General features: G+C 72.0%; 18 protein-coding genes and 1 tRNA gene. 10 read left to right on the forward strand and 9 right to left on the reverse strand.

Annotated elements, in window-relative coordinates:
* Window positions 1-287: 287 nt before the first annotated feature.
* From thrB to ACZ60X_RS14060, 6 genes are all read right to left on the reverse strand, one after another.
* Window positions 288-1217 carry a homoserine kinase gene (thrB, locus tag ACZ60X_RS14035; RefSeq protein ID WP_469597665.1) on the reverse strand — a complete coding sequence of 310 codons (930 nt, stop codon included), beginning with the start codon at window positions 1215-1217 and terminating at the stop codon, window positions 288-290.
* A 281-nt stretch (window positions 1218-1498) separates the two neighbouring features.
* Window positions 1499-2557, reverse strand: coding sequence for a threonine synthase (thrC, locus tag ACZ60X_RS14040; protein WP_469597667.1), 1059 nt, complete (start codon window positions 2555-2557; stop codon window positions 1499-1501).
* Between the two features lie 6 nt (window positions 2558-2563).
* Window positions 2564-3856: a homoserine dehydrogenase gene (locus ACZ60X_RS14045; RefSeq protein ID WP_469597669.1), complete on the reverse strand. Its 1293-nt coding sequence runs from the start codon at window positions 3854-3856 to the stop codon at window positions 2564-2566.
* A gap of 154 nt (window positions 3857-4010) precedes the next feature.
* Complete coding sequence (gene lysA / locus ACZ60X_RS14050; RefSeq protein WP_469597671.1) at window positions 4011-5402, reverse strand: diaminopimelate decarboxylase; 1392 nt, start codon at window positions 5400-5402, stop codon at window positions 4011-4013.
* Window positions 5403-5455: 53 nt separating this feature from the next.
* Window positions 5456-6673, reverse strand: coding sequence for an ArgS-related anticodon-binding protein NrtL (gene nrtL, locus ACZ60X_RS14055; protein WP_469597673.1), 1218 nt, complete (start codon window positions 6671-6673; stop codon window positions 5456-5458).
* Window positions 6674-6914: 241 nt separating this feature from the next.
* Window positions 6915-7517, reverse strand: a complete 603-nt coding sequence (locus ACZ60X_RS14060) for a response regulator (protein ID WP_469597676.1) — start codon at window positions 7515-7517, stop codon at window positions 6915-6917.
* 130 nt (window positions 7518-7647) lie between these two features.
* Here ACZ60X_RS14060 and ACZ60X_RS14065 point away from each other — a divergent pair.
* Both ACZ60X_RS14065 and ACZ60X_RS14070 read left to right on the forward strand, forming a co-directional pair.
* Window positions 7648-7719 (forward strand) — tRNA-Arg (locus ACZ60X_RS14065).
* A gap of 356 nt (window positions 7720-8075) precedes the next feature.
* A complete protein-coding gene (locus ACZ60X_RS14070; protein WP_469597679.1) occupies window positions 8076-8531 on the forward strand; it encodes a GNAT family N-acetyltransferase in 456 nt (151 codons plus the stop codon).
* Window positions 8532-8697: 166 nt separating this feature from the next.
* Here the strand turns inward: ACZ60X_RS14070 and ACZ60X_RS14075 are convergent, their stop codons facing one another.
* On the reverse strand, window positions 8698-9582 hold the full coding sequence (locus ACZ60X_RS14075; protein WP_469597681.1) for an AfsR/SARP family transcriptional regulator: 885 nt from the start codon (window positions 9580-9582) through the stop codon (window positions 8698-8700).
* A 262-nt stretch (window positions 9583-9844) separates the two neighbouring features.
* Here ACZ60X_RS14075 and ACZ60X_RS14080 point away from each other — a divergent pair, with 262 nt between their 5' ends.
* Together ACZ60X_RS14080 and ACZ60X_RS14085 are read left to right on the forward strand one after the other, a co-directional pair.
* Complete coding sequence (locus ACZ60X_RS14080) at window positions 9845-10573, forward strand: hypothetical protein (RefSeq protein ID WP_469597683.1); 729 nt, start codon at window positions 9845-9847, stop codon at window positions 10571-10573.
* Entirely contained in the window at window positions 10573-12003 is a 1431-nt protein-coding gene (locus tag ACZ60X_RS14085; protein WP_469597685.1) for an alkaline phosphatase family protein, read from the forward strand. Before ACZ60X_RS14080 ends, ACZ60X_RS14085 begins: the two co-directional genes overlap by 1 nt.
* 112 nt (window positions 12004-12115) lie before the next feature.
* On the opposite strand, the gene ku is transcribed toward ACZ60X_RS14085, so the two are convergent.
* On the reverse strand, window positions 12116-13120 hold the full coding sequence (gene ku, locus ACZ60X_RS14090; RefSeq protein WP_469597688.1) for a non-homologous end joining protein Ku: 1005 nt from the start codon (window positions 13118-13120) through the stop codon (window positions 12116-12118).
* Window positions 13121-13170: 50 nt separating this feature from the next.
* Here ku and ligD point away from each other — a divergent pair, with 50 nt between their 5' ends.
* Window positions 13171-14061 (forward strand): non-homologous end-joining DNA ligase, encoded by an 891-nt coding sequence (ligD, locus tag ACZ60X_RS14095; RefSeq protein ID WP_469597690.1) that lies wholly within the window; start codon window positions 13171-13173, stop codon window positions 14059-14061.
* A gap of 12 nt (window positions 14062-14073) precedes the next feature.
* Here the strand turns inward: ligD and ACZ60X_RS14100 are convergent, their stop codons facing one another.
* Window positions 14074-14877 carry an NERD domain-containing protein gene (locus ACZ60X_RS14100; RefSeq protein WP_469597692.1) on the reverse strand — a complete coding sequence of 268 codons (804 nt, stop codon included), beginning with the start codon at window positions 14875-14877 and terminating at the stop codon, window positions 14074-14076.
* A gap of 115 nt (window positions 14878-14992) precedes the next feature.
* Here ACZ60X_RS14100 and ACZ60X_RS14105 point away from each other — a divergent pair, with 115 nt between their 5' ends.
* From ACZ60X_RS14105 to ACZ60X_RS14125, 5 genes are all read left to right on the forward strand, one after another.
* Window positions 14993-15502 (forward strand): protein-tyrosine phosphatase family protein, encoded by a 510-nt coding sequence (locus ACZ60X_RS14105; RefSeq protein ID WP_469597695.1) that lies wholly within the window; start codon window positions 14993-14995, stop codon window positions 15500-15502.
* A gap of 128 nt (window positions 15503-15630) precedes the next feature.
* Window positions 15631-16401: a hypothetical protein gene (locus ACZ60X_RS14110; protein ID WP_469597698.1), complete on the forward strand. Its 771-nt coding sequence runs from the start codon at window positions 15631-15633 to the stop codon at window positions 16399-16401.
* A complete protein-coding gene (locus ACZ60X_RS14115; protein ID WP_469597701.1) occupies window positions 16398-17648 on the forward strand; it encodes an ATP-binding protein in 1251 nt (416 codons plus the stop codon). Before ACZ60X_RS14110 ends, ACZ60X_RS14115 begins: the two co-directional genes overlap by 4 nt.
* Window positions 17649-17720: 72 nt before the next feature.
* Window positions 17721-19082, forward strand: a complete 1362-nt coding sequence (locus ACZ60X_RS14120) for an FtsW/RodA/SpoVE family cell cycle protein (protein WP_469597704.1) — start codon at window positions 17721-17723, stop codon at window positions 19080-19082.
* Window positions 19083-19129: 47 nt separating this feature from the next.
* Entirely contained in the window at window positions 19130-20590 is a 1461-nt protein-coding gene (locus ACZ60X_RS14125; protein ID WP_469598408.1) for a penicillin-binding transpeptidase domain-containing protein, read from the forward strand.
* The last annotated feature ends 24 nt before the right edge of the window (window positions 20591-20614 follow it).

Below are 20614 nucleotides of genomic sequence, written 5' to 3' on the forward strand. Positions count from 1 at the left end.
GAGATGTGCGGTGATTGGCGCTTCCGCGAGCCGTGGCACCCAGTGTCACGTGGCGTGGTAGCACCGATTCCGGAGCGTGCCCGGCGGCCCGCTCAGTGCTCGCATACGTCGTACTGCCCAGGTACGGCGCAAGGAACACGGAGTGGCGTGGGAGGCTCCCGGAAGAATGTCTGTCCCGGACGGGGACACGAGGCACCTCGCCATGGTGGGGTCGGGTGCAGACTTGAGGTTAACACTACCGGATCCAACAAACATTCCCCCTCTCCAAATCCGGCAACCGGGTGCGGTCAATCCGCGGCGGAGGTCGCGAGCGGCAGCACGCTCGCTCCCTGTACGTCCAGGTCCAGCCGGTTCGCGGCCCAGCCGACGCCCGCGAGGTGGGCGACCTTGTCGGCGCTGTCGGCGTCGGCCAGGGCCATGACGGTGGGCCCGGCGCCCGAGATGACCGCCGGAACGCCGTCGGCGCGCAGCCGCTCCACCAGCGCGGCGCTCTCGGGCATGGCCGGGGCGCGGTACTCCTGGTGGAGGCGGTCCTCGGTGGCGGGCAGCAGCAGCTCGGGGCGCCGGGTGAGGGCCTCGACGAGCAGGGCGGCACGGCCCGCGTTGGCGGCGGCGTCCACGTGCGGCACGGTGCGCGGCAGCAGGCCGCGCGCGGTCTCGGTGAGGACCGGCTTCCCAGGCACGAAAACCACCGGAACGATGGAATCGCTGGGCTCCATCCTGATGGCCCGGGCGGCGCCCGCCTCCATCCAGGACAGGGTGAAGCCGCCGAGCAGGCAGGCGGCCACGTTGTCGGGGTGGCCCTCGATCTCGGTGGCCAGTTCCAGCAGGGCGGTGTCGTCGAGCCTGGCCTCCCCGCCTATCGCCACGGCGCGGGCGGCGACGATGCCGGCGCAGATGGCGGCGGAGGAGGAGCCGAGGCCCCGGCCGTGGGGAATGCGGTTGGCGCAGACGATCTCCAGGCCGCGCGGCTGGCCGCCCAGCAGATCGAAGGCGGTACGCATCGAGCGCACGAGGAGGTGGCTCTCGTCACGCGGGAGGGTCTCGCTGCCCTCGCCCGCGATGTCGATGTGCAGCCCGGAGTCGGCCACCCGGACGACCACGTCGTCGTAGAGCCCCAGCGCGAGGCCGAGGGCGTCGAAGCCCGGCCCGAGATTGGCGCTGGTGGCGGGAACGCGCACCCGGACGGCGGCGGCGCGGAACGCTGGACCGGCCATCGCTCGTTGACTCTCCTTGAGCTGCGTGACGGTCGAATGACATTCGATGGACTCGACGGACATGCGACCGATGTTCGGTGGACTGCCGATGACGTACGAAGACCCGTCGGGCCGCGGAGACGGCGCGGCGCCGTGCCACACGCCAGGGCATGTGCGGTGGGCGGGTTCAGTACAGCCTATCGAAGGAAGGTTCTGTGGCGACATAGGGCGCACAGGAGGCGCACGATGCGTGTCGTAAGCCCCCTGTGCACCCTGTCTGGGGTTTTCCCGGGGCCGGGCGCTCAGGCGAGGCCGAGGCGCTCGGCGGCGGTGGCCGCGTCGACCGGCACGGTGACCGGCTGCGGGGCACCGGCGACGGCCCAGTCGGGGTCCTTCAGACCGTTGCCGGTGACGGTGCACACGATCGTCTGGCCGGGGTCGACCTTGCCCTGCTCGGCGGCCTTGAGCAGGCCGGCCACGGAGGCGGCGGAAGCGGGCTCCACGAAGACGCCCTCCTGTGCGGCCAACAGCCGGTAGGCGCGCAGGATCTCACGGTCCGTCACCTCGTCGATGGCGCCGCCGGACTCGTCGCGTGCGGCCAGCGCGTGACTCCAGGAGGCCGGGTTGCCGATGCGGATCGCGGTGGCGATGGTCGAGGGGTCCTTGACCACTTCTCCGCGCACGATCGGAGCGCTTCCCGAGGCCTGGAAGCCCCACATCCGGGGCGTCCTCCTGGAGACGCCGTCGGCGGCGTACTCCTTGTAGCCCTTCCAGTAGGCGGTGATGTTGCCCGCGTTGCCGACCGGCAGGACGTGGATGTCCGGTGCGTCGCCGAGCATGTCCACGATCTCGAACGACGCGGTCTTCTGACCCTCGATACGTACCGGGTTGACCGAATTGACCAGCGCCACCGGGTAGTTGTCGCTGAGCGAGCGGGCGAGGGTGAGGCAGTCGTCGAAGTTGCCGTCGACCTGGAGGATCTTCGCGCCGTGCACGAGGGCCTGGCCCATCTTGCCGAGCGCGATCTTGCCCTGCGGCACGAGGACGGCCGAGACCATGCCGGCGCGCACGGCGTACGCGGCGGCGGATGCCGACGTGTTGCCGGTGGAGGCGCAGATGACGGCCTTGGCGCCCTCCTCCTTGGCCTTGCTGATGGCCATGGTCATGCCGCGGTCCTTGAAGGAGCCGGTGGGGTTGGCCCCCTCGACCTTCAGGTGCACCGCACAGCCTGTGCGCTCGGAGAGCACCTGCGCGGGCACGAGGGGCGTGCCGCCCTCGCGGAGCGTCACGACCGGCGTGGTGTCGGACACCGGCAGCCTGTCCCGGTACTCCTCGATGATTCCGCGCCACTGGTGGGTCATTGCTGGTTACTCTCCTTCAACCCGCATGATGCTGGCGACACCCCGCACGGTGTCGAGCTTGCGCAGCGCCTCGACGGTCCCGGTGAGGGAGGCGTCGGACGCCCGGTGGGTGACGACGACGAGGGAGGCCTCGCCGTCCTTGCCCTGCTGGCGCACCGTGTCGATCGACACGCCGTGCTCGGCGAAGACGGTGGCGACCTGGGCGAGCACGCCCGGCTTGTCCGCCACGTCGAGGCTGATGTGGTAGCGCGTGACGACCTCGCCCATCGGCGAGACCGGCAGGGCGGCGTACGCCGACTCACCGGGCCCCGTTGCGCCGTTGAGTCGGTTGCGGCACACGGCGACCAGGTCGCCGAGCACGGCGGAGGCGGTCGGCGCGCCACCGGCGCCGGGTCCGTAGAACATCAGCTGCCCGGCGGCGTCGCTCTCCACGAAGACGGCGTTGTACGCGCCGCGCACGGAGGCGAGCGGGTGGCTCAGCGGAATCATGGCGGGGTGCACGCGCGCGGTGACGGAGCCGCCGTCCGCCGCCCGCTCACAGATGGCGAGCAGCTTGATGGTGCAGCCCATCTCCTTCGCCGAGCGGAAGTCGGCGGCGGTGACCTCGGTCATGCCCTCGCGGTAGACGTCGTCGAGGCGCACGCGCGTGTGGAACGCGATGCCCGCGAGGATGGCGGCCTTGGCGGCGGCGTCGAAGCCCTCGACGTCGGCGGTCGGGTCGGCCTCGGCGTACCCGAGCGCGGTGGCCTCGTCGAGCGCCTCCTGGTACCCGGCGCCCGTGGAATCCATCTTGTCGAGGATGAAGTTGGTGGTGCCGTTGACGATGCCCAGCACCCGGTTGACCTTGTCACCGGCCAGCGACTCGCGCAGCGGCCGGATCAGCGGGATGGCACCGGCGACGGCCGCCTCGTAGTACAGGTCCCGGCCGTGCTCCTCGGCGGCGGCGTGCAGGGCGGCGCCGTCCTGGGCGAGCAGGGCCTTGTTGGCGGAGACGACGGAGGCGCCGTGCTCGAAGGCGGCGGTGATGAGGGCGCGCGCGGGCTCGATCCCGCCGATCACCTCGACCACCACGTCGATGTCGCCGCGTTTGACGAGGGCGGTGGCGTCAGTGGTGACCAGGCCCGGATCGATGCCCTCGCGGACCTTGCTCGGACGGCGTACGGCCACCCCCGCCAGCTCCACCGGGGCGCCGATCCGCTGGGCGAGGTCGTCGGCGTGCGTCGTCATGATGCGCGCCACCTCTGAGCCGACAACCCCACAGCCCAGCAGCGCCACCTTCAGCGGACGCGTACGCATCATCCGACCTCGTTTCCTTCAAACCGTCTACGGTTGGACCAGTCTCACTCACCGGACGGGAGTTTCTACCCTTGGTCCGGATCGTGAGACATGAATTTCATTTGTACGGGACCGGAAAACAGGAGATCTTCCAGCCGGTTTTCTCTTGCTTTCGCGCTCAGCCGACGTCGAGACGCAGGAGGTCCTCCTCGGTCTCGCGCCGGACGATCACCCGGGCCTCGCCGTCCCGCACCGCGACGACGGGCGGCCGGAGCACATGGTTGTAGTTGCTGGCCATGGACCGGCAGTACGCGCCCGTGGCCGGTACGGCGATCAGGTCCCCCGGCGCGAGGTCGGCGGGCAGGAACGCGTCCTTGACCACGATGTCCCCGCTCTCGCAGTGCTTGCCCACCACGCGCGCGAGCATGGGCTCGGCGTCGGAGGTGCGCGAGACGAGGGCGACGCTGTACTCGGCGTCGTACAGGGCGGTGCGGATGTTGTCGGACATCCCCCCGTCGACCGACACATAGGTCCGCAGCCCGTCGAGCGGCTTGACCGTGCCGACCTCGTACAGCGTGAACGCGGTGGGCCCGACGATCGCCCGCCCGGGCTCGACGGAGATCCGGGGAGTGCGCAGCCGGGCGGCCTCGCACTCACGCGTGACGATCTCGGTGAGCGCCTTGGCGATCTCGTGCGGCTCACGCGGGTCGTCGTCGCTGGTGTAGGCGATCCCGAGCCCGCCGCCGAGATCGATCTCGGGCAGCTCGACGCCGTGCTCGTCACGGACGTCCTTGAGCAGCCCGACCACCCGGTGCGCGGCGACCTCGAAGCCGGACATGTCGAAGATCTGCGAACCGATGTGGGAGTGGATCCCGATCAGCTCCAGCCCGTCGAGCCGCAGGGCCCGCCGCACGGCTTCCGCCGCCTGCCCCCCGGCCAGCGGGATCCCGAACTTCTGGTCCTCGTGGGCGGTGGCGATGAACTCGTGCGTGTGCGCCTCGACGCCGACGGTGATCCGGATCTGGACCTTCTGCCGCTTGCCGAGGGACTGCGCGATGTGCGCGACCCGCACGATCTCCTGGAACGAGTCGAGCACGATCCGCCCGACACCGGCCTCGACGGCGCGCCGGATCTCGTCCTCGGACTTGTTGTTGCCGTGGAAGGCGATGCGCTCGGCGGGCATGCCGGCGGACAGCGCGGTGGCCAGCTCCCCGCCGGAGCACACGTCGAGGTTGAGCCCTTCCTCGTGCAGCCAGCGCACGACGGCACGGGACAGGAACGCCTTCCCGGCGTAGAACACGTCGGCGTCGGCCCCGAAGGCGGTGCGCCACGCACGCGCCCTGGCCCGGAAGTCGGCCTCGTCGAGGACGTAGGCGGGGGTGCCGAACTCCTCGGCGAGCCGGTTGACGTCGACCCCGCCGACGGTGACGACCCCGTCGGCGTCCCGAACGACGGTCTGGGCCCACACCTTGGGGTCGAGGACGTTGAGGTCGGTGGGCGGCGCGGAGTAGTGCCCCTCGGGCAGGACATCGGCGTGACGGGGCCCGGCGGGGTGGGCGGAACGACTCATGACGGTGGCTCTCAGACTCTCTGTCTTGCTCCGGGGCGTCTTCCGGGACGGCCTCAGAGATGTTCGGGTGCGTCGATGCCGAGCAGGGACAGGCCGCCGGCCAGCACCGTCCCGGCGGCTTCGGCGAGCGCGAGCCGGGCGCGGTGGGCGGCCGAGGGTTTCTCCTCACCGCGCGGCAGCACGGTGGGCAGAAAGGGCAGCACGGCATCGGCGACGGTGACGAGATGCCGGGCAAGCCGGTCCGGGGCCCGGTGGGTGGCGGCCGCGGCGAGGACACGGGGGTGGTCGGCGAGGGCCGCGAGGAGAGCTCGGACACCGGGGGCGGCCTCGTCGGTGACGGCGGTGGGGGCGATGCGCGTACCGGGGCGGGGAGCGGGAGCTTGGTCGGTGGTACGGCCCGGGCGGGCGGCGTGGCCGACATACGCACCGGAGACGAGGGCGCCGGACTCGGCGCTCGCGCCGACGCCGGAGTCGAGGGGGCCGGAGCCGGCGACGTGGCCGACATGCGCACCGGAGACGAGGGCGCCGGACTCGGCGCTCGCGCCGACGCCGGGGTCGAGGGGGCCGGAGCCGGCGGTGAAGCCCAGGCGGGCGGCGTTGCGGCTGACGGACCGGACGCGGGCGTGGGCGTACCGCACCCGGAACAGCGGATTGGCCTCCCGCTGGACGAGGTGGTCGGCGGTGATCCGGGGCCGGTCGTGCGGGGCGGGGTGGAGCAGGGCCCACCGGGCGGCGTCGGCGCCGAGCGGGGCGGGGTCCTCCGGCGCGGGAACGGGCCGCAGATTGACGGGCTCGGCGTGCTCGACGGTGGCCCGCCCGCCCTGCGCGGCGACCAGCCGTACGACGGCGTCGGCGACGACCTCGGCACGGACCTCGTACGGCACGCGCAGCGCGACGACCTGTCCGGCCAGGGCGTCCCCGTGGCCGTACGCGGCACCGCGGTCGCGGATCTCCCGGACGACGGCGGTGACGAGGTCGGACTGCGCCTGCTCGGCGAGGCTGATGTTGAGGAACCCGGGCCCGGTGACGACGACCTCTCGGATGCCGGCGGCGGCAGCGAGCCGGGGCACCAGGATCTCGGCCACCCGCCGCGGCGGCTGCCCGGCCGGGCGTGCGAGCTGCAGGGCGATGGCGGTGGCGTAGTCCCCGCACCCCCCGGGCCCAGGCTCACTCACCACGGCCCGCTCGGGCACGCTCACGTTCAGCTCCCCGTCGTCCACAGCACGACGCACCGCGTGCAGCACGGTGCGGGACAACTCGACGGGGGTCACGAGACAAGCCTAGGGGAGGGCGGGGGTGGGTAGGCGAGGTGGTTCTCACTGTGGGACGGGGGTGGGTGACAGGTATGGGGTGACAGAGGGCGGGGCCTGGTGCTCCCGACCACGTCTGGCCGCCGCAGGCCGCAGGCGGAGCGGCGGACGTGCCCTGGGCACCGGGAGGGGAGAACGGCCGCGCCTCAGCCTCCGGAGAAGAACGGCCGCGCCTCAGCCTCCGGAGAAGAACGGCCGCGCCTCAGCCGCCGCCGTAGGAGATCCGGCCGGGAACGCCGTCGGCGAAGCCGTCACCGGCCCCGCCGTCGTCGTCTTCCCGGCTCCCTTCCCCTTCCTCGCCGCCCTCGCCCTCGCCACGCCCACCGCCGCCACCGTCACGGTGCCCCCCGTCTCCCCCCTGCCCCCGCCCCTCACGGCCGTCCCCGCGCTGGATCAACTGCTTGACCAGCCGCACCAGTTCGGCGGGCTCGAAGGGCTTGGCGAGGAAGGCGTCGACGCCGACGTCGAGGCCGCTCTCGACCTCGTACTGCGTGCACGCGCTGATGATGGCGAGAGGGAGATGGTGCGTACGGGGATCGGCACGGAGGCGGGCGGCGGTGCGCAGGCCGTCCAGCCGGGGCATGACGACGTCGAGCGTGACGACATCGGGCCGCACCTGGTGCACCACGTCCAGACACTCGGCACCATCGGCCGCGGTCACGACCTCAAGCCCTTCCAGCTCGAGATTGACCCTGATCAACTGCCGGATGACCTTGTTGTCGTCCACAACAAGCACCCGACCCGAGGCGCCTGGCACACGTCGAGAGTAGGTCCGGACCGGCCGCCGCGTCCGGGTTTTCCCCACTTCCGCCCCCTACAGGGGACCCGTTCCGCCACCCCGCACCCCCCACCCCGGGAAACGGGTTCCTGATCACCCCGCCGGACCTGCTAGTGTTCTATCCGTCGCCGCGAGCGAAGAGCTCCGCAGCCGACACGCCCCCGTAGCTCAGGGGATAGAGCAACGGCCTCCGGAGCCGTGTGCGCAGGTTCGAATCCTGCCGGGGGCACCCAGCATGAGGTGCCCAAAGACCCCGTCACCAGCGGAAACGCTGAGGCCGGGGTCTTCGCGTTTGTGCAGGCGTATGTGGCCCGGAGCGGCTGTACGTCGGGGTCTGTGGACTGTTCGTGGGCCGGATCAGAGCGCGTCTGCCCAGGTCACAGCAGCGGCTTCCTCGGAGCAGACAGAGCCCGGCGTGCCGGTGCCGCTCCTTGTGCGCGGTGCCGAATACGCTGCGAAGCGTCCAATCTGACGTCCTTGACAGTGCGTGCACACAACTGGCTGTCGCAGGGCGGCGGCTCCTCACGTCGGCCCGGACGGCACAGCCGCCGCCACAGGAAGGGGTGCGGTGTGAGGCCTCCAGGCGTGCACCTGCGGGAGATCACCGACGACAACCGGGATGCCGTTCGTGCCCTCCGCGTCCGACGCGACCAGAAGCAGTTCGTCGCCTCGGTGTCCAGGTCGCTCAAGCAGGCGGCACAGCAGCCGGAGGCCAATCCCTGGTACCGCGGGGTGTACGTTGGTGACGAGCCGGTCGGCTTCGTGATGCTGTCGTGGAAGCCGCCGGCTGGTCCTTACAAAGGGCGGCACTTCATCTGGCGCCTCCTCGTCGACAAGCGGCACCAGGGGCGAGGGATCGGCCGAGAGACTCTCACGCAGATCGTCGCCCTGGTTCGCGCGGACGGCGCCACCGAACTGCTGACCAGCTACGATCCCGGTGACGGCGAACCGTGGCCCTTCTACCGGAAATTCGGGTTCGAACCCACCGGGGAGATCGACGACGGCGAGATCGTTCTGCGGCTCGTCCTCCCCGCTCGGTGAGCTCGTACGGGAAGCCGCAGACGGTTTGCGTGCGGACCACGGGCTGATTGGTCAGCCACACGCGGTGTAGGTGGAGGCCACCTCGGGCTTCTTCCAGCGGATGGCCGCAGGATCAGCAGGGATCAGGCGCTGACCAGGCCGCATGCCCGGAGGACGAGGGCGGGAGTCAGTGCAGCCGGCTCCCGCCGCCTCTTGTCGTGCTGTCGCCGGTCTCGGGGCGCAGCTGCCAGAGGCTCGTCCGGAGCCTGACGGCGCCGAGGCCGGCCACGAGGTTGCGCAGGCGCCTGGTCGGGGACAGCCCCAGCTCGGCGTCGAGGCGGCGCGCGTAGCGTTCGAAGTCCCGCATCGCCTCCGACGGGTTTCCTTCGGCCAGGTGCGCCCGGATGAGGCAGGACTGGCTGCTCTCGCGCAGGGCGTCGGCACGGATCGCGGCATGGGCGGCGGCGACCGCGTCGGCGTGTCTGCCGGCCGCCGTGAAGGCCTCCGCGAGCCTTTCCAGAGCGTGGACGCGCAGTTGCCGCCAGTCCTCGGCCCACAGCACGGCCCAGTCGTCGTACCAGCCGGGCAGCAGGTCCAGCGAGAGTTCCTCGATCGCGTCGGCCGGCGCCTGCCGGACCGCCTCCGCCGAGCCCTGGAGGATCCGGTGGGCCAGTTGCTTGCCCTGGTGGAGGTCCACGCTCACGTCACGGGCCAGGCCGACCTCGCCCGGTCCCACGTCGAGTGCGAGTCTGCCCACGTCGTGGAGCCGGGACAGGGCGGATCTGAGGCTGGCGTGGGCACGGCACTCGGAAGCGTCCGGCCAGAGCGTCCCTGCTATCAGACTCCGGGGTACGGCGGCCCGGCAGCACAGGGCGACGAACGCCAGCAGCCGTTCCGAGCCGGACGGAAGCTGCACCGGCTGGTCGTGGACCATGAAGGCGAAGCCGCCCAGCACGACGAGATGCGCCGGCTCGGTCTCCACACCGGCCTGGCCGCAGGTAGAAGGCGGTAGCTGGCCCGCCGGGGCGGCAGCCCCGGCCGCGCCTCGGCCGTCCACCTTCTGTATCGCCATCGCCGCGCTCGAACTCCTCGGCGGTACACGTCTACGTCTCCATCTTGCGGCGCCGAGCGCGGCCTGTCGAAATATGCCGCCGTCATCCGGGCTCCTCCGCCGCGCGTGCCGTCGCGTCGCCGTCACGCCGGTGTCACGCCCGCCCACTCATCGTTAACGGCGTGGCCTGTGGTCTTTCACGTTCCCTTCGTTGCCCTTCGTTCCCTTCGTGGCCTTCATTGCCTTCGTTGCCTTTGTGCCTCTCCGTGTATTTGGAGGAGAAATGCCGAACGTCAGAATCCAAGTGACCAACGAGAGCACGGCCTTGAGGGACGGCGACGTCGCGGCCGTGGTGCCGGCGCTGCAGAAGCAGGTCAGCGAGCACTTCGCCCCAGTGTGGGGAGTCGACGCCGAACTGTCGTACGTCGCCGGTGACAAGCTCTCGGAGGACTCCTGGTGGCTGGTGGTGCTGGACAACTCCGACCAGGCCGGCGCCCTGGGCTACCACGACCTGACCTCGAACTTCATGCCGCTGGGCAAGGTGTTCGCGGGCACCGACCTGCAGATCGGCGACCAGTGGACCGTGACGGCCAGTCACGAACTGCTCGAAATGCTCGCCGATCCGGACATCAACCGCGTGGTCTTCGACCAGCCGACCGCCACCACCGGCAAGCTGTACGCCATGGAGGTGGCCGACGCCTGCGAGGCCGACGCCAACGGCTACACCATCGACGGCACACTGGTCAGCGACTTCGTGTTCCCCGCCTGGTTCGAGCCGAACCGCCCAGCGAACGGGACCCAGTTCGACTACGGCAATGTCATAAAGAATCCCCTGGAACTGCTGCCAGGCGGTTACATCGGCGTCTTCGACGTCACCAAGGGCACCGGATGGCACCAGCTGACCGCCGACGCGATCGCCGGCCGCTACGCCAACCGGCCGCGCGTCGGCAGCCGGCGTGAGCGCCGTACGACTCCGCGGGACCAGTGGCTGCCGAGCCGAGGGAGGCCGTGATGGCAGGCGGAAACCGGCTGTCGGCCATGGAGCACCTCGTGGTGCTGATGCTGGAGAATCGCTCGTTCGACCATCTGCTCGGGTTTCTCTACACCGACCAGGACAACGTCTCCCCCGCCGGTCAGCACTACGAAGGGCTGACCGGCACGGAGTCCAACTCCGACCGGCAGGGCCAGTCCGTCAAGGTCGCCCGGATCCAGCCGACGGACCCGCACGCCTACTTCACGCCGGGCGCGAATCCGGGCGAGGGCTACCGGCCGACGAACGCGCAGCTCTTCGGCTCGCTCACCGCGCCATCACCCCCGACGGCGACCATGGACGGCTTCGTCACCAACTTCGCCGACACCCTGGCCCTGCGGACCCAGCAGGCACAGCACAATCCGCCCGGCCACCGGCCGACGATCATCCCGGGCACGGACGACGGCGACATCATGCGCTGTCACACCCCCGAGAGCCTTCCGGTCCTGTCGGGCCTGGCCCGCGGCTACGCCGTCTGCGACCACTGGTTCAGTCCGGCGCCGACCGAGACGATGCCGAACCGCGCGTTCGCCTGCGCCGGCACCAGCCAGGGGCACATGGACGACCACACCCACACCTTCACCTGCCCGAGCATCTTCGGCCTGCTCAGCCGGCAGCAGCTCGACTGGAAGGTGTACGGCTACGTCAATGACCCTCTGACCAGGGGGAACTTCCCTGACATCCACAGTGCCACCGACGACCACTTCGGCCGGTTCCCGGACTTCCAGGCCGCTGCCGGGGCGGGAGAACTGCCCGCCTTCACCTTCCTCGAACCCAGCTGGGAGGCCACCGGCAACAGCGAGCACCCGGTCAACGACGTGGCCGCCGGCGAGGCGCTCCTTCTGCAGGTGTACCGCGCCCTGCACGACAGCCCGGCCTGGGACGAGACGCTCCTGGTCATCACCTACGACGAGCACGGCGGGTGCTACGACCACGTCGCGCCCCCGACCACGGCCACCGCGCCGGGGGACGGCACCGCGGGTGAGTTCGGCTTCGACTTCGGCCGGTTCGGCGTCCGGGTGCCGACCGTGCTGGTGTCCCCGCTGATCGACCAGGGCGTCGTGTTCCGCGTCGCGGCCGACGCGACCCCGCTGGATCACACCAGCATCCTCAGGACCGTCGAAGAGCGCTGGTCGCTGCCCGCGCTCACCCAGCGGGACGCCGCGGCCACGGGCCTCGGGGACGTGCTCACCCTCGGCACGCCGCGCACCGACGACGTCCTCGCGAACGTGACCCCGCCCGCGGTGGCGGCGGCCGACCCGAACACCGGCGAGATCTCCCACCTCCAGGAGATCCACGCCGACCTTGTCGCCCGCCAGCTCATCCCGGGCCCGCACGAGCTGTACCGTCCGCTGCCCACCGAGCAGACGCCCCAGGCGTACGACGCGTTCATACGCGCGCACACCCGGTGACCGTTCCCCGGGCAACCCGTCGTACAGCGGGGCGGCCGGCGCCAGGTGGCTCCTGCCTCCTGCGCCGCCGCTCCGCCGGACGCTACCCGTGCCAGCCGGTGCGGGGGCTGCCTCATGCCGACCGTTTGCGCGACGTCGTCTTCTTCGCAGGCGTCTTCGCCGGCGTCGCCTTGTCCGCCGCCGACTTGGCCGACTTCGTCGCGGACCTGGCCGTCGTCTTCTTCGCCGCCGTCGTCTTCTTCGCGGCGGCCGTCTTCTTCACGGCGGCCGTCTTCTTCGCGGCGGCGGTCTTCTTGCGGGGCAGGCGTCTGATCTCGGCCTCGGGGCCGGAGGGGGATTCGCCGCGGGATTCCCGGGCCGCCCGGACGCTGTTCTCCAGGGCCGCCATCAGGTCGAGGACCTTGCCGCCGGCCGCCGGGGCCGGGGATTCCGGCGGGGCCTCGCCGGAGGCCTTCGCGGCGATGACCTCCTCCAGGGCCTCCCGGTACTCGTCGTGCAGGTCCTCCAGGTCCACCTCGCCGAGCGTGTCCATCAGGGCGTCGGCGAGGTCGAGTTCCTTGTCGCGGATCGTCACGGGGGTGTCCGGGGCGACGCCCTCCGGGGCGCGTACCTCGTCGGGCCAGAGCAGGCCGTGCATGGCGATGGCGTCGCCGACGACCCGCAGCATGCCGAGGCGCTCGCGCCCGCGCAGGGCGTACTTCGCGATGGCCACCTTGTTGCTGCGCTTGAGGGCCTCCCGAAGGAGGGTGTACGGCTTCGCCGCCGGGGCGCCGCTCGCCGCCAGGTAGTACGCCGCGTCCATCTGGAGGGGGTCGATCCGGTCGGCCGGTACGAAGGCCACGATCTCGATCGTGCGGGCGGTGGGGATGGGCAGGTGGGAGAGCTCGTCGTCGCTGATCGGGATGATCGTGCCGTCGGCGTCCTCGTAGCCCTTGCCGATCTCCGACTGGGTGACCTCGCGGTCTTCCAGCTCGCACACCTTGCGGTAGCGGATGCGCCCGTTGTCCTCGGTGTGGATCTGGCGGAAGGAGATCGCGTGGCTCTCCGTGGCGTTCACCAGCTTGATCGGGATGCTGACGAGACCGAAGGAGATCGCGCCGTTCCATATCGACCGCACGTGCCGCACCCTTCCGACGGTTTGACCGGTTTTTCTGGGATTGTCATCTTATGACGCCTATCACAGAGGTGGCGGGGCGGCGGGTGGCGCTCACCAACCTGGAGAAGGTGCTGTATCCGCGGACCGGCTTCACCAAGGCGGAGCTGGTGCACTACTACGCGACCAGCGCCGACGCGCTGCTGCCGCACCTGCGCGACCGGGCCGTGTCCTTCCTGCGGTATCCGGACGGCCCGGAAGGGCAGCTGTTCTTCACCAAGAACGTGCCGCCGGGTACGCCCGAGTGGGTCACCACCGCCGAGGTGCCCCGCTCCTCCGCGGACAGCCCGGCCCGGATGGTCGTCGTACAGGACCTGCCGAGCCTGGTGTGGGCGGCGAATCTGGTCACCGAGTTCCACACGCACCAGTGGCTCGTGCAGAGTCCGCGGGAGGCCGACCGGCTGGTCTTCGATCTCGACCCCGGGCCGCCGGCCCATCTCGTCCACTGCTGCGAGGTGGCTCTCTGGCTGCGTGAGCGGCTCACGGCGGACGGGATCGAGGCGTACCCGAAGACGGCCGGGTCGAAGGGGATGCACCTGCTGGCCGCCGTCCGGGGCTCGTCCTCGGAGCGGACCAGCGAGTACGCCAAGGCGCTCGCCGTCGAGGCCGAGCGGGCCATGCCCCGGCTGGTGGTGCACCGGATGACCAAGAGCCTCAGACCGGGGAAGGTGTTCGTCGACTGGAGCCAGAACGCCGCCCGCAAGACGACGGCCACGCCCTACACCCTGCGCGCCCGCCCGTTCCCCCTCGTGTCCACCCCGGTCACCTGGGAAGAGGTCGAGGAGTGCCGCGAACCCGGGCAACTGGCGTTCCAGGCCGCGGACATGGCCGCGCGGCTGCGGGAGCACGGTGACCTGATGGCTCCCCTGCTGGACCCGGGGACGGCCGCTCCCCTGCCCTCCTGACGTCCGAGGCCCTCACACCCTGCGCCACGTGTTGCGGTCCCGGGCCATTCCGTGCAGGGCCTCCACGTCCGCCGGTTTCAGCACCCCGCCCAGCCGGGCCAGCTCCGCCAGCCGGGTGTCGTCGAGGATCCGCACCGCGCGCGGCCGGTCGGTGACGGTCACCTCGGCGGGGCCGGTGAGGGCCAGGACCGGGTGGACCTCGGCGGTCAGGGCGTAGGAGGCGCGGTCCGCGTCCGCGCGCAGGCGGCGCAGCAGCGGCTCGGCCTCGCGGCGGCCCAGGGTGACCATGGGGTCGGCGACCAGGACGCGGGCCTTGCGGGCGTACAGGGCGTGGACGGCGAAGACGCCGCCGGGGCCGAGCAGCAGATGGTGGATGCGGTCGCCGCCGGGCAGCGCGACGGAGTGCACGGTGTGCCAGCCGGCGCCCTCCAAAGCGTCCAGGGCCCCTCCGACGGTCTGCTCGGCGGTCAGGGCGCGGCGGCGCGGGTCGGGGCGCAGCCGGTGGGCGGGGCCGGGGTCGCGGTCGAGGGCGACGAGCAGGGCCTCGCCGGGCCGGTTGGGCGCGAGGTCGTCGTCGGGGTGCAGGGTCAGCCGGGCCAGTTCGGCGGGGGTGGGGACCGGCGGTGGGCCCACGGTCACCGGGCCGGTCAGAAAGGGTTTCAGGGCTTGGAGTACGTCGTCCCTGCTGTCCTCGCCGAGCAGGTTCACGCGGCTCGTCTCCCGGTCGTACCAGGCGACGTTGCTGCCGTCCTGGCGGCAGACGTACAGCCGTTCCCGGCCGTGCCGATAGGCCGGCACCACGCGCAGTGCGTTCATGCGCCATCACCCCTCGACCATGGGAACAGGCGGGGCGCTCCCGGGGCAAGACCGGTTACCTTGGAGGGCGGCCCTGGCAGGACGGACCTTTCGACGGGGAGTTGGGGAGGCGCCGTTGCGGATCCGCGGAAGGCAGCCCGACGTACCGGCTCCGGAGCGTCCGTGGAGCGAGATCGTGCCCGGGCTGTGGATGGGCGGGCACGAGGTCCTCGGCCCGTCCGGGCGCCGGGAGCCCGTGGTCGTGCGGGACGAGTTCGATGTGGTGCAGACGCTGTTACGGCTGCCGGGGCACGGCCCCGATCCGGGGGTCGAGCACCGTGTGTGGCCGATCCCGGACGGCCCGCTGGACGCGACGCAGCTCGCCGGGGTGATGCGGCTGGCCGCAGCGGCGAACGAGGCGCTGGACGCCGGGCGCCGGGTTCTGGTGCGCTGCTTCCACGGGTACAACCGCTCGGGCCTGGTCGTGGCGCACGCCCTGGTGCAGCGCGGCCGCTTCTCGCCGGACGAGGCGATCCAGCTGATCCGGGCCCGGCGTTCGGCCTGGGCGCTGCACAACGAGCTGTTCGTGGAGTACCTGCGCACCGGACTGCCGACCGTGCGACTGCTGGAGGAACTGGCCGAGTAGCCTCTCTCCCAGCGCCGCCCCATGAGCGCAAAAAGGATTTTCCTACGAAACTACGAAACTAAGAGCAATACGAAACTGCGCATAAGGTTGTTCGGGATCCCGAACCGACCCGACACCCCAGGAGCACCGTGCCAGCCCGCCGCCCCGTACGCACCGTCCTCGCCGCGGTCGTCGTCGCCCTGCTGTCGGTGACGGCGTCGGCCTGCGGGGACCGGGGCGGGCTGCGGGCCGCCGGGCCGACGCCCACCGCGGTCAGCCCCGCCAAGCTCTGGCCCGACCTCCAGCCGGCCTCCAGCCCGGCCTACCCCTACGCCGTGGCGGCCCGGGCGGTCGTCAAGGGCGTCAAGGTCCCCGGCGACGACATCCGCAAGGTGAACCCGGTCGACGTGGTCGAGGCGGAGATCAAGGCGGAGCCGGACGACTACGGGTCCAAGGGGGCCTACCACGCGACCGTGGACCGGCTGAAGGACTGCCGGCCCGCCGGCGACCGGGCGCTGTGCCCGCTGCTGAAGCCGTACTACCGGGACCTGACCGGCGACGGCCGGGACGACCTCACGCTCGGCTTCCGGCTCTACCCGACCAACCAGACGGCGGTGCGGGTCTACACCGTCGAGAAGCACCGGCTGGTGCAGGTGCTGGCGGACAACGACGCGATCCTGGGGGTGGAGCTGGCCGGCCGGGCGCTGATCGAGCGCTCCCCGGCGGACATCTCCGGCTACGAGTACCGCACGACCTGGGTGTGGGACCCGGGGCAGCGGGCGATGGTGTTCTCCCGGGACGAGTACCTGCACACCGGTGACGGCCGCAAGGCCACCAAGCCGTCCCGCTCCGCCTCGCCGCCCCGCTCCGCCTCGCATACCCCGTCCGCCTCGCAGACCCCCTCGGCGGGCACCCCGTGAAGCCCGCTCTGCCGAGGTGGGCCGGTCCGCTCGCCGTGAAGGCGGCCGTGTTCATCACGGTGATGTGCTGTGCGCTGGCCGCGCTGCTCGGCGTCCTGGTGCACGTCTCGGTGACCAACCAGACCGTCGACCAGTCCCGCCGCCAGGCCCTGTCCCGCCTCGGGGACGCCACCGAGGCGTACGAGGCCGGGGACACGCTGCTGCCGGGCGCCGGGGTGGACCCCGAAGGGCTGCCCGGCGCGCTGCGGGCGCTGGCGGCGCGCGGTGAGCGCGGCACGATCGTCTCCACGCACAACGGGCGCCCGACCATGTGGGCGGCGGGCCCGGCGGCCGGGCACCGGGCGCTGGCCGTGGAGATGGACTACTCGCAGCAGGCCCGCACCATCGCCGGGCTGGACAACTCCATCCTGTGGTCCTCGGGGCTGGCCATCGGGGTCGTGGTGCTGGTCGGCGTGTTCGGCGTGACCCGCGTGACCCGGCGGCTGCACGCCACCGCGCGCGTGGCGCGGCGCATCAGCGCCGGCGACCTGGACGCGCGCGTGGACGATCCGCTGACCAAGGTCCCGTCCCGGCCGCAGGACGAGGTGGCGGCGGTCGCGGCGGCCCTGGACACGATGGCCTCCACGCTGCAGAGCAAGCTGCTGAGCGAGCAGCGGTTCACCGCGGACGTGGCGCACGAGCTGCGCACCCCGCTGACCGGGCTGCACGCGGCGGCGGAGCTGCTTCCCCCGGGACGGCCGACGGAGCTGGTCCGGGACCGGGTCGCGGCGCTGCGCACGCTGACCGAGGACCTGCTGGAGATCTCCCGGCTGGACACCGGGCGGGAGAAGCTGGACCTGGGCACCGAGGAGCTGGGGGCGCTGGCCCGGCGGGTGGTGCGGGCGTCGGGCACCGACACCGAGGTGCGGATCGTTCGGGGCGCGCGCGTGGAGACCGACCGCCGGCGGCTGGAGCGGGTGCTGGGGAACCTGGTGGCCAACGCGCACAAGCACGGCGCCCCGCCGGTGGTGCTGACCGTGGACGGGGCCGTGGTGACCGTGCGGGATCACGGCGGCGGGTACCCGCGGTACCTGGTGGCGCACGGCCCGCAGCGCTTCCGCACGGAGGGCGGGGCCACCGGGCACGGGCTGGGGCTCACCATCGCGGTGGGGCAGGCGGAGGTCCTGGGCGCGCGGCTGACGTTCGCCAACGCGGTGGACGGGGGCGCGGTGGCGACCCTGCTCCTGCCGGTGGACGAGGAGCGCTAGAGCCCGGGACGCAGCGCCCGGCACGCGGCGCGCTGCATCGGCACCATAGCCCCATTTCGGTAGGTTCCGGGCATGACCAAGGCCGGAACCACGCTGGCGGCGACGCAGGCTCACGCACCTGTCGAACGCCTCCCCCGGCGCCGTGGCATCGAACTCGCGCTGATCGTCCTGGCCGTCCTGCTGTGCGTGTACGGCTACTGCGCGGTGGGGCTCGCGCGCAGCGGCAGCGTTCCGCCCGGTGCCGTCGGGTACGGCGCCGGGCTCGGGGTGCTCGCCCTGGTCGCGCATCTCGTCGTACGGCTGCGGGCGCCGTACGCCGATCCGCTGCCGCTGCCGATCGGGGTGCTGCTCAACGGGCTCGGCCTGGTGCTGATCTACCGGCTGGACCTGCAGACCCCGAAGGACCGGGCGGCGCCGGCCCAGCTGGTGTGGTCCACGCTCGGGGTCGGGCTGTTCATCGGGGTCGTACTGGTACTGCGCGACCACCGGCTGCTGCAGCGGTACGCGTACGTGTGCGGGGCCGCCGCGCTGGTGCTGCTCGCGCTGCCGATCCTGTTCCCGGCCGTCAACGGCGCCCGGATCTGGCTGCGGATCGCCGGGTTCTCCATCCAGCCCGGCGAGTTCGCGAAGGTGCTGCTCGCGGTGTTCTTCGCCGCCTACCTGGCCGCCAACCGCAACGCGCTCGCGTACACGGGCCGCCGGCTGTGGCGGCTGCAGTTCCCGGCCGGGCGGGTGCTCGGGCCGATCGTGACGGTCTGGCTGCTGAGCGTCGGCGTGCTGGTCCTGGAGCGGGACCTGGGCACCTCGCTGCTGTTCTTCGGGCTGTTCGTGGTGCTGCTGTACGTCGCGACCGGGCGGACGGGGTGGATCGCGGTCGGGCTGCTGCTGGCGGTGCTCGGCGCCTACGCCGTCGGGCGGTTCGAGCCGCACGTGGGCGGACGCATCGAGGACTGGCTGCACCCCTTCCACACGATCGACGCCGGGATCGGACCCAACCAGCTCTCGCAGTCGCTGTTCGCCTTCGCGGCCGGCGGGGTGCTCGGCACCGGGCTCGGGCTCGGGCACTCCCTGCTGATCGGCTTCGCCGTGAAGTCGGACTTCATCCTGGCCACGGCGGGCGAGGAGCTGGGGCTGGCCGGGCTCGCGGCGATCTTCCTGCTGTACGGCCTGCTGGTGGAGCGCGGCTTCCGCGCGGGCCTCGCGCTGCGCGAGCCGTTCGGCCGGCTCCTCGCCGTCGGGCTCGCCTCGCTGCTGGCGCTGCAGGTGTTCGTGATCGCGGGCGGGGTGACCGGGCTGATCCCGCTGACCGGCATGGCGATGCCGTTCCTCGCCCAGGGCGGCTCCTCGGTGATCACCAACTGGGCGATCGTCGCGCTGCTGATCCGGGTGAGCGACTCGGCACGCAGCCAGTACGACGGGCGGGAGGCCCCATGAGCGACGACCACGGCGGCTACGGCGGCTTTCCCGAGGGAGGGCGCCCCATGGCCCGGTACATCCGGCGCGCCTGGGCGCTGTGCGCGCTGCTGCTCGCGGCCCTGCTGGGCAACGCCGCCCGGGTGCAGGTGGTGCAGTCGCAGTACTTCGACGCCAATCCGGCCAACCGCCGTGCCACGATCGCCCGTTACAGCCAGCCGCGCGGCGACATCGTGGTCGGCGGCGAGCCGGTCACCGGGTCCGTCGACACCGGGGAGCAGCTGCGCTACGAACGGAGCTACAAGGACGGCCCGTTGTACGCCCCGGTCACCGGCTTCTCCTCGCAGACGTACGGCACCACGTTCCTGGAGCACGCCGGGGACGGGGTGCTCTCCGGCACCGATCCGCTGCTGTCGCCGCTGCTGCCGCTGTGGCAGGACCTGACGCGCGCCCGCACTCCCGCGGGGAACGTCGTGACCACGCTGAACCGGGACGCGCAGGAGGCCGCGTACCGGGGGCTGGCGGGGCGCAAGGGCGCGGTCGCCGCGATCGAGCCGGCCACCGGCCGGATCCTCGCGCTGGTGTCGAGCCCGTCGTACGACCCCGCGCAACTGTCCGGCAACGGCGAGGCGGTGGCCTCGGCGTGGGAGCGGCTGGGCCATGACCCGGAGAAGCCGATGCTCAACCGGGCGGCGCGGCAGACCTATCCGCCGGGCTCGACGTTCAAGGTGGTCACCGCGGCGGCGGCGCTGGACGCGGGCGCGGTCACGGACCTGGACGCGCCCACCGACTCCCCCGACCCCTACCGGCTGCCCGGCACCGCGACCCGGCTGACCAACGAGTCCGACGGCTGCCGCGACGCCTCGCTGCGCATGGCCTTCGAGTGGTCCTGCAACACGGTGTTCGCCAAGCTGGGCGTGGACGTCGGGGCGCGGGACATGGTGGACACGGCGCAGGGGTTCGGGTTCAACGACACCGCGCTGCGCATCCCGTTCTCCGTGGTGCCCAGCACCTTCGACCCGCACGTGGACCGGGCGCAGCTGGCGCTGTCGTCGATCGGGCAGTACAACACGCGGGCCACGCCGTTGCAGATGGCGATGGTCGCGGCGGCCGTCGCCGACGGCGGTCTGCTGCACACCCCGTACCTGGTGGAGCGCACGACCCGGCGCACCGGCGAGACGGTCGCCGGGAGCGGGGTGCACCGGGTGCGGCAGGTGATGAACCCGACGACGGCCGTGCGGCTGAAGGAGCTGATGACGGACGTGGTCCAGGAGGGCACCGGGACCCGGGCGGCCATCCCCGGCGCCCTGGTCGGCGGCAAGACCGGCACCGCGCAGCACGGAGTCGGCAACTCCGGTGTGCCCTACGCCTGGTTCGTCTCCTGGGCGCAGGCCGCGAACGCGCTGGAGCCGCGGGTGGCGGTCGCGGTGGTGGTCGAGGACGCCTCGGCGAACCGGGGCGAGATCAGCGGCGGCGGGGACGCGGCGCCGATCGCGCGGGACGTGATGCGCGCGGTTCTCGGTCCGTGAGACGGGGGGTACCGGGCGCACCCG

It is taken from the genome of Streptomyces sp. NPDC104106 (assembly GCF_055584345.1).

Coding starts and splice junctions, on each gene's coding strand:
- ligD (WP_469597690.1), top strand. CDS start 13,171: ATGACGCCTATCACAGAGGTGGCGGGGCGGCGGGTGGCGCTCACCAAC.
- ACZ60X_RS14080 (WP_469597683.1), top strand. CDS start 9,845: ATGCCGAACGTCAGAATCCAAGTGACCAACGAGAGCACGGCCTTGAGG.
- ACZ60X_RS14120 (WP_469597704.1), top strand. CDS start 17,721: ATGACCAAGGCCGGAACCACGCTGGCGGCGACGCAGGCTCACGCACCT.
- ACZ60X_RS14125 (WP_469598408.1), top strand. CDS start 19,130: ATGGCCCGGTACATCCGGCGCGCCTGGGCGCTGTGCGCGCTGCTGCTC.
- thrB (WP_469597665.1), bottom strand. CDS start 1,217: ATGGCCGGTCCAGCGTTCCGCGCCGCCGCCGTCCGGGTGCGCGTTCCC.
- ACZ60X_RS14100 (WP_469597692.1), bottom strand. CDS start 14,877: ATGAACGCACTGCGCGTGGTGCCGGCCTATCGGCACGGCCGGGAACGG.
- ACZ60X_RS14045 (WP_469597669.1), bottom strand. CDS start 3,856: ATGATGCGTACGCGTCCGCTGAAGGTGGCGCTGCTGGGCTGTGGGGTT.
- ACZ60X_RS14085 (WP_469597685.1), top strand. CDS start 10,573: ATGGCAGGCGGAAACCGGCTGTCGGCCATGGAGCACCTCGTGGTGCTG.
- lysA (WP_469597671.1), bottom strand. CDS start 5,402: ATGAGTCGTTCCGCCCACCCCGCCGGGCCCCGTCACGCCGATGTCCTG.
- ACZ60X_RS14075 (WP_469597681.1), bottom strand. CDS start 9,582: ATGGCGATACAGAAGGTGGACGGCCGAGGCGCGGCCGGGGCTGCCGCC.
- thrC (WP_469597667.1), bottom strand. CDS start 2,557: ATGACCCACCAGTGGCGCGGAATCATCGAGGAGTACCGGGACAGGCTG.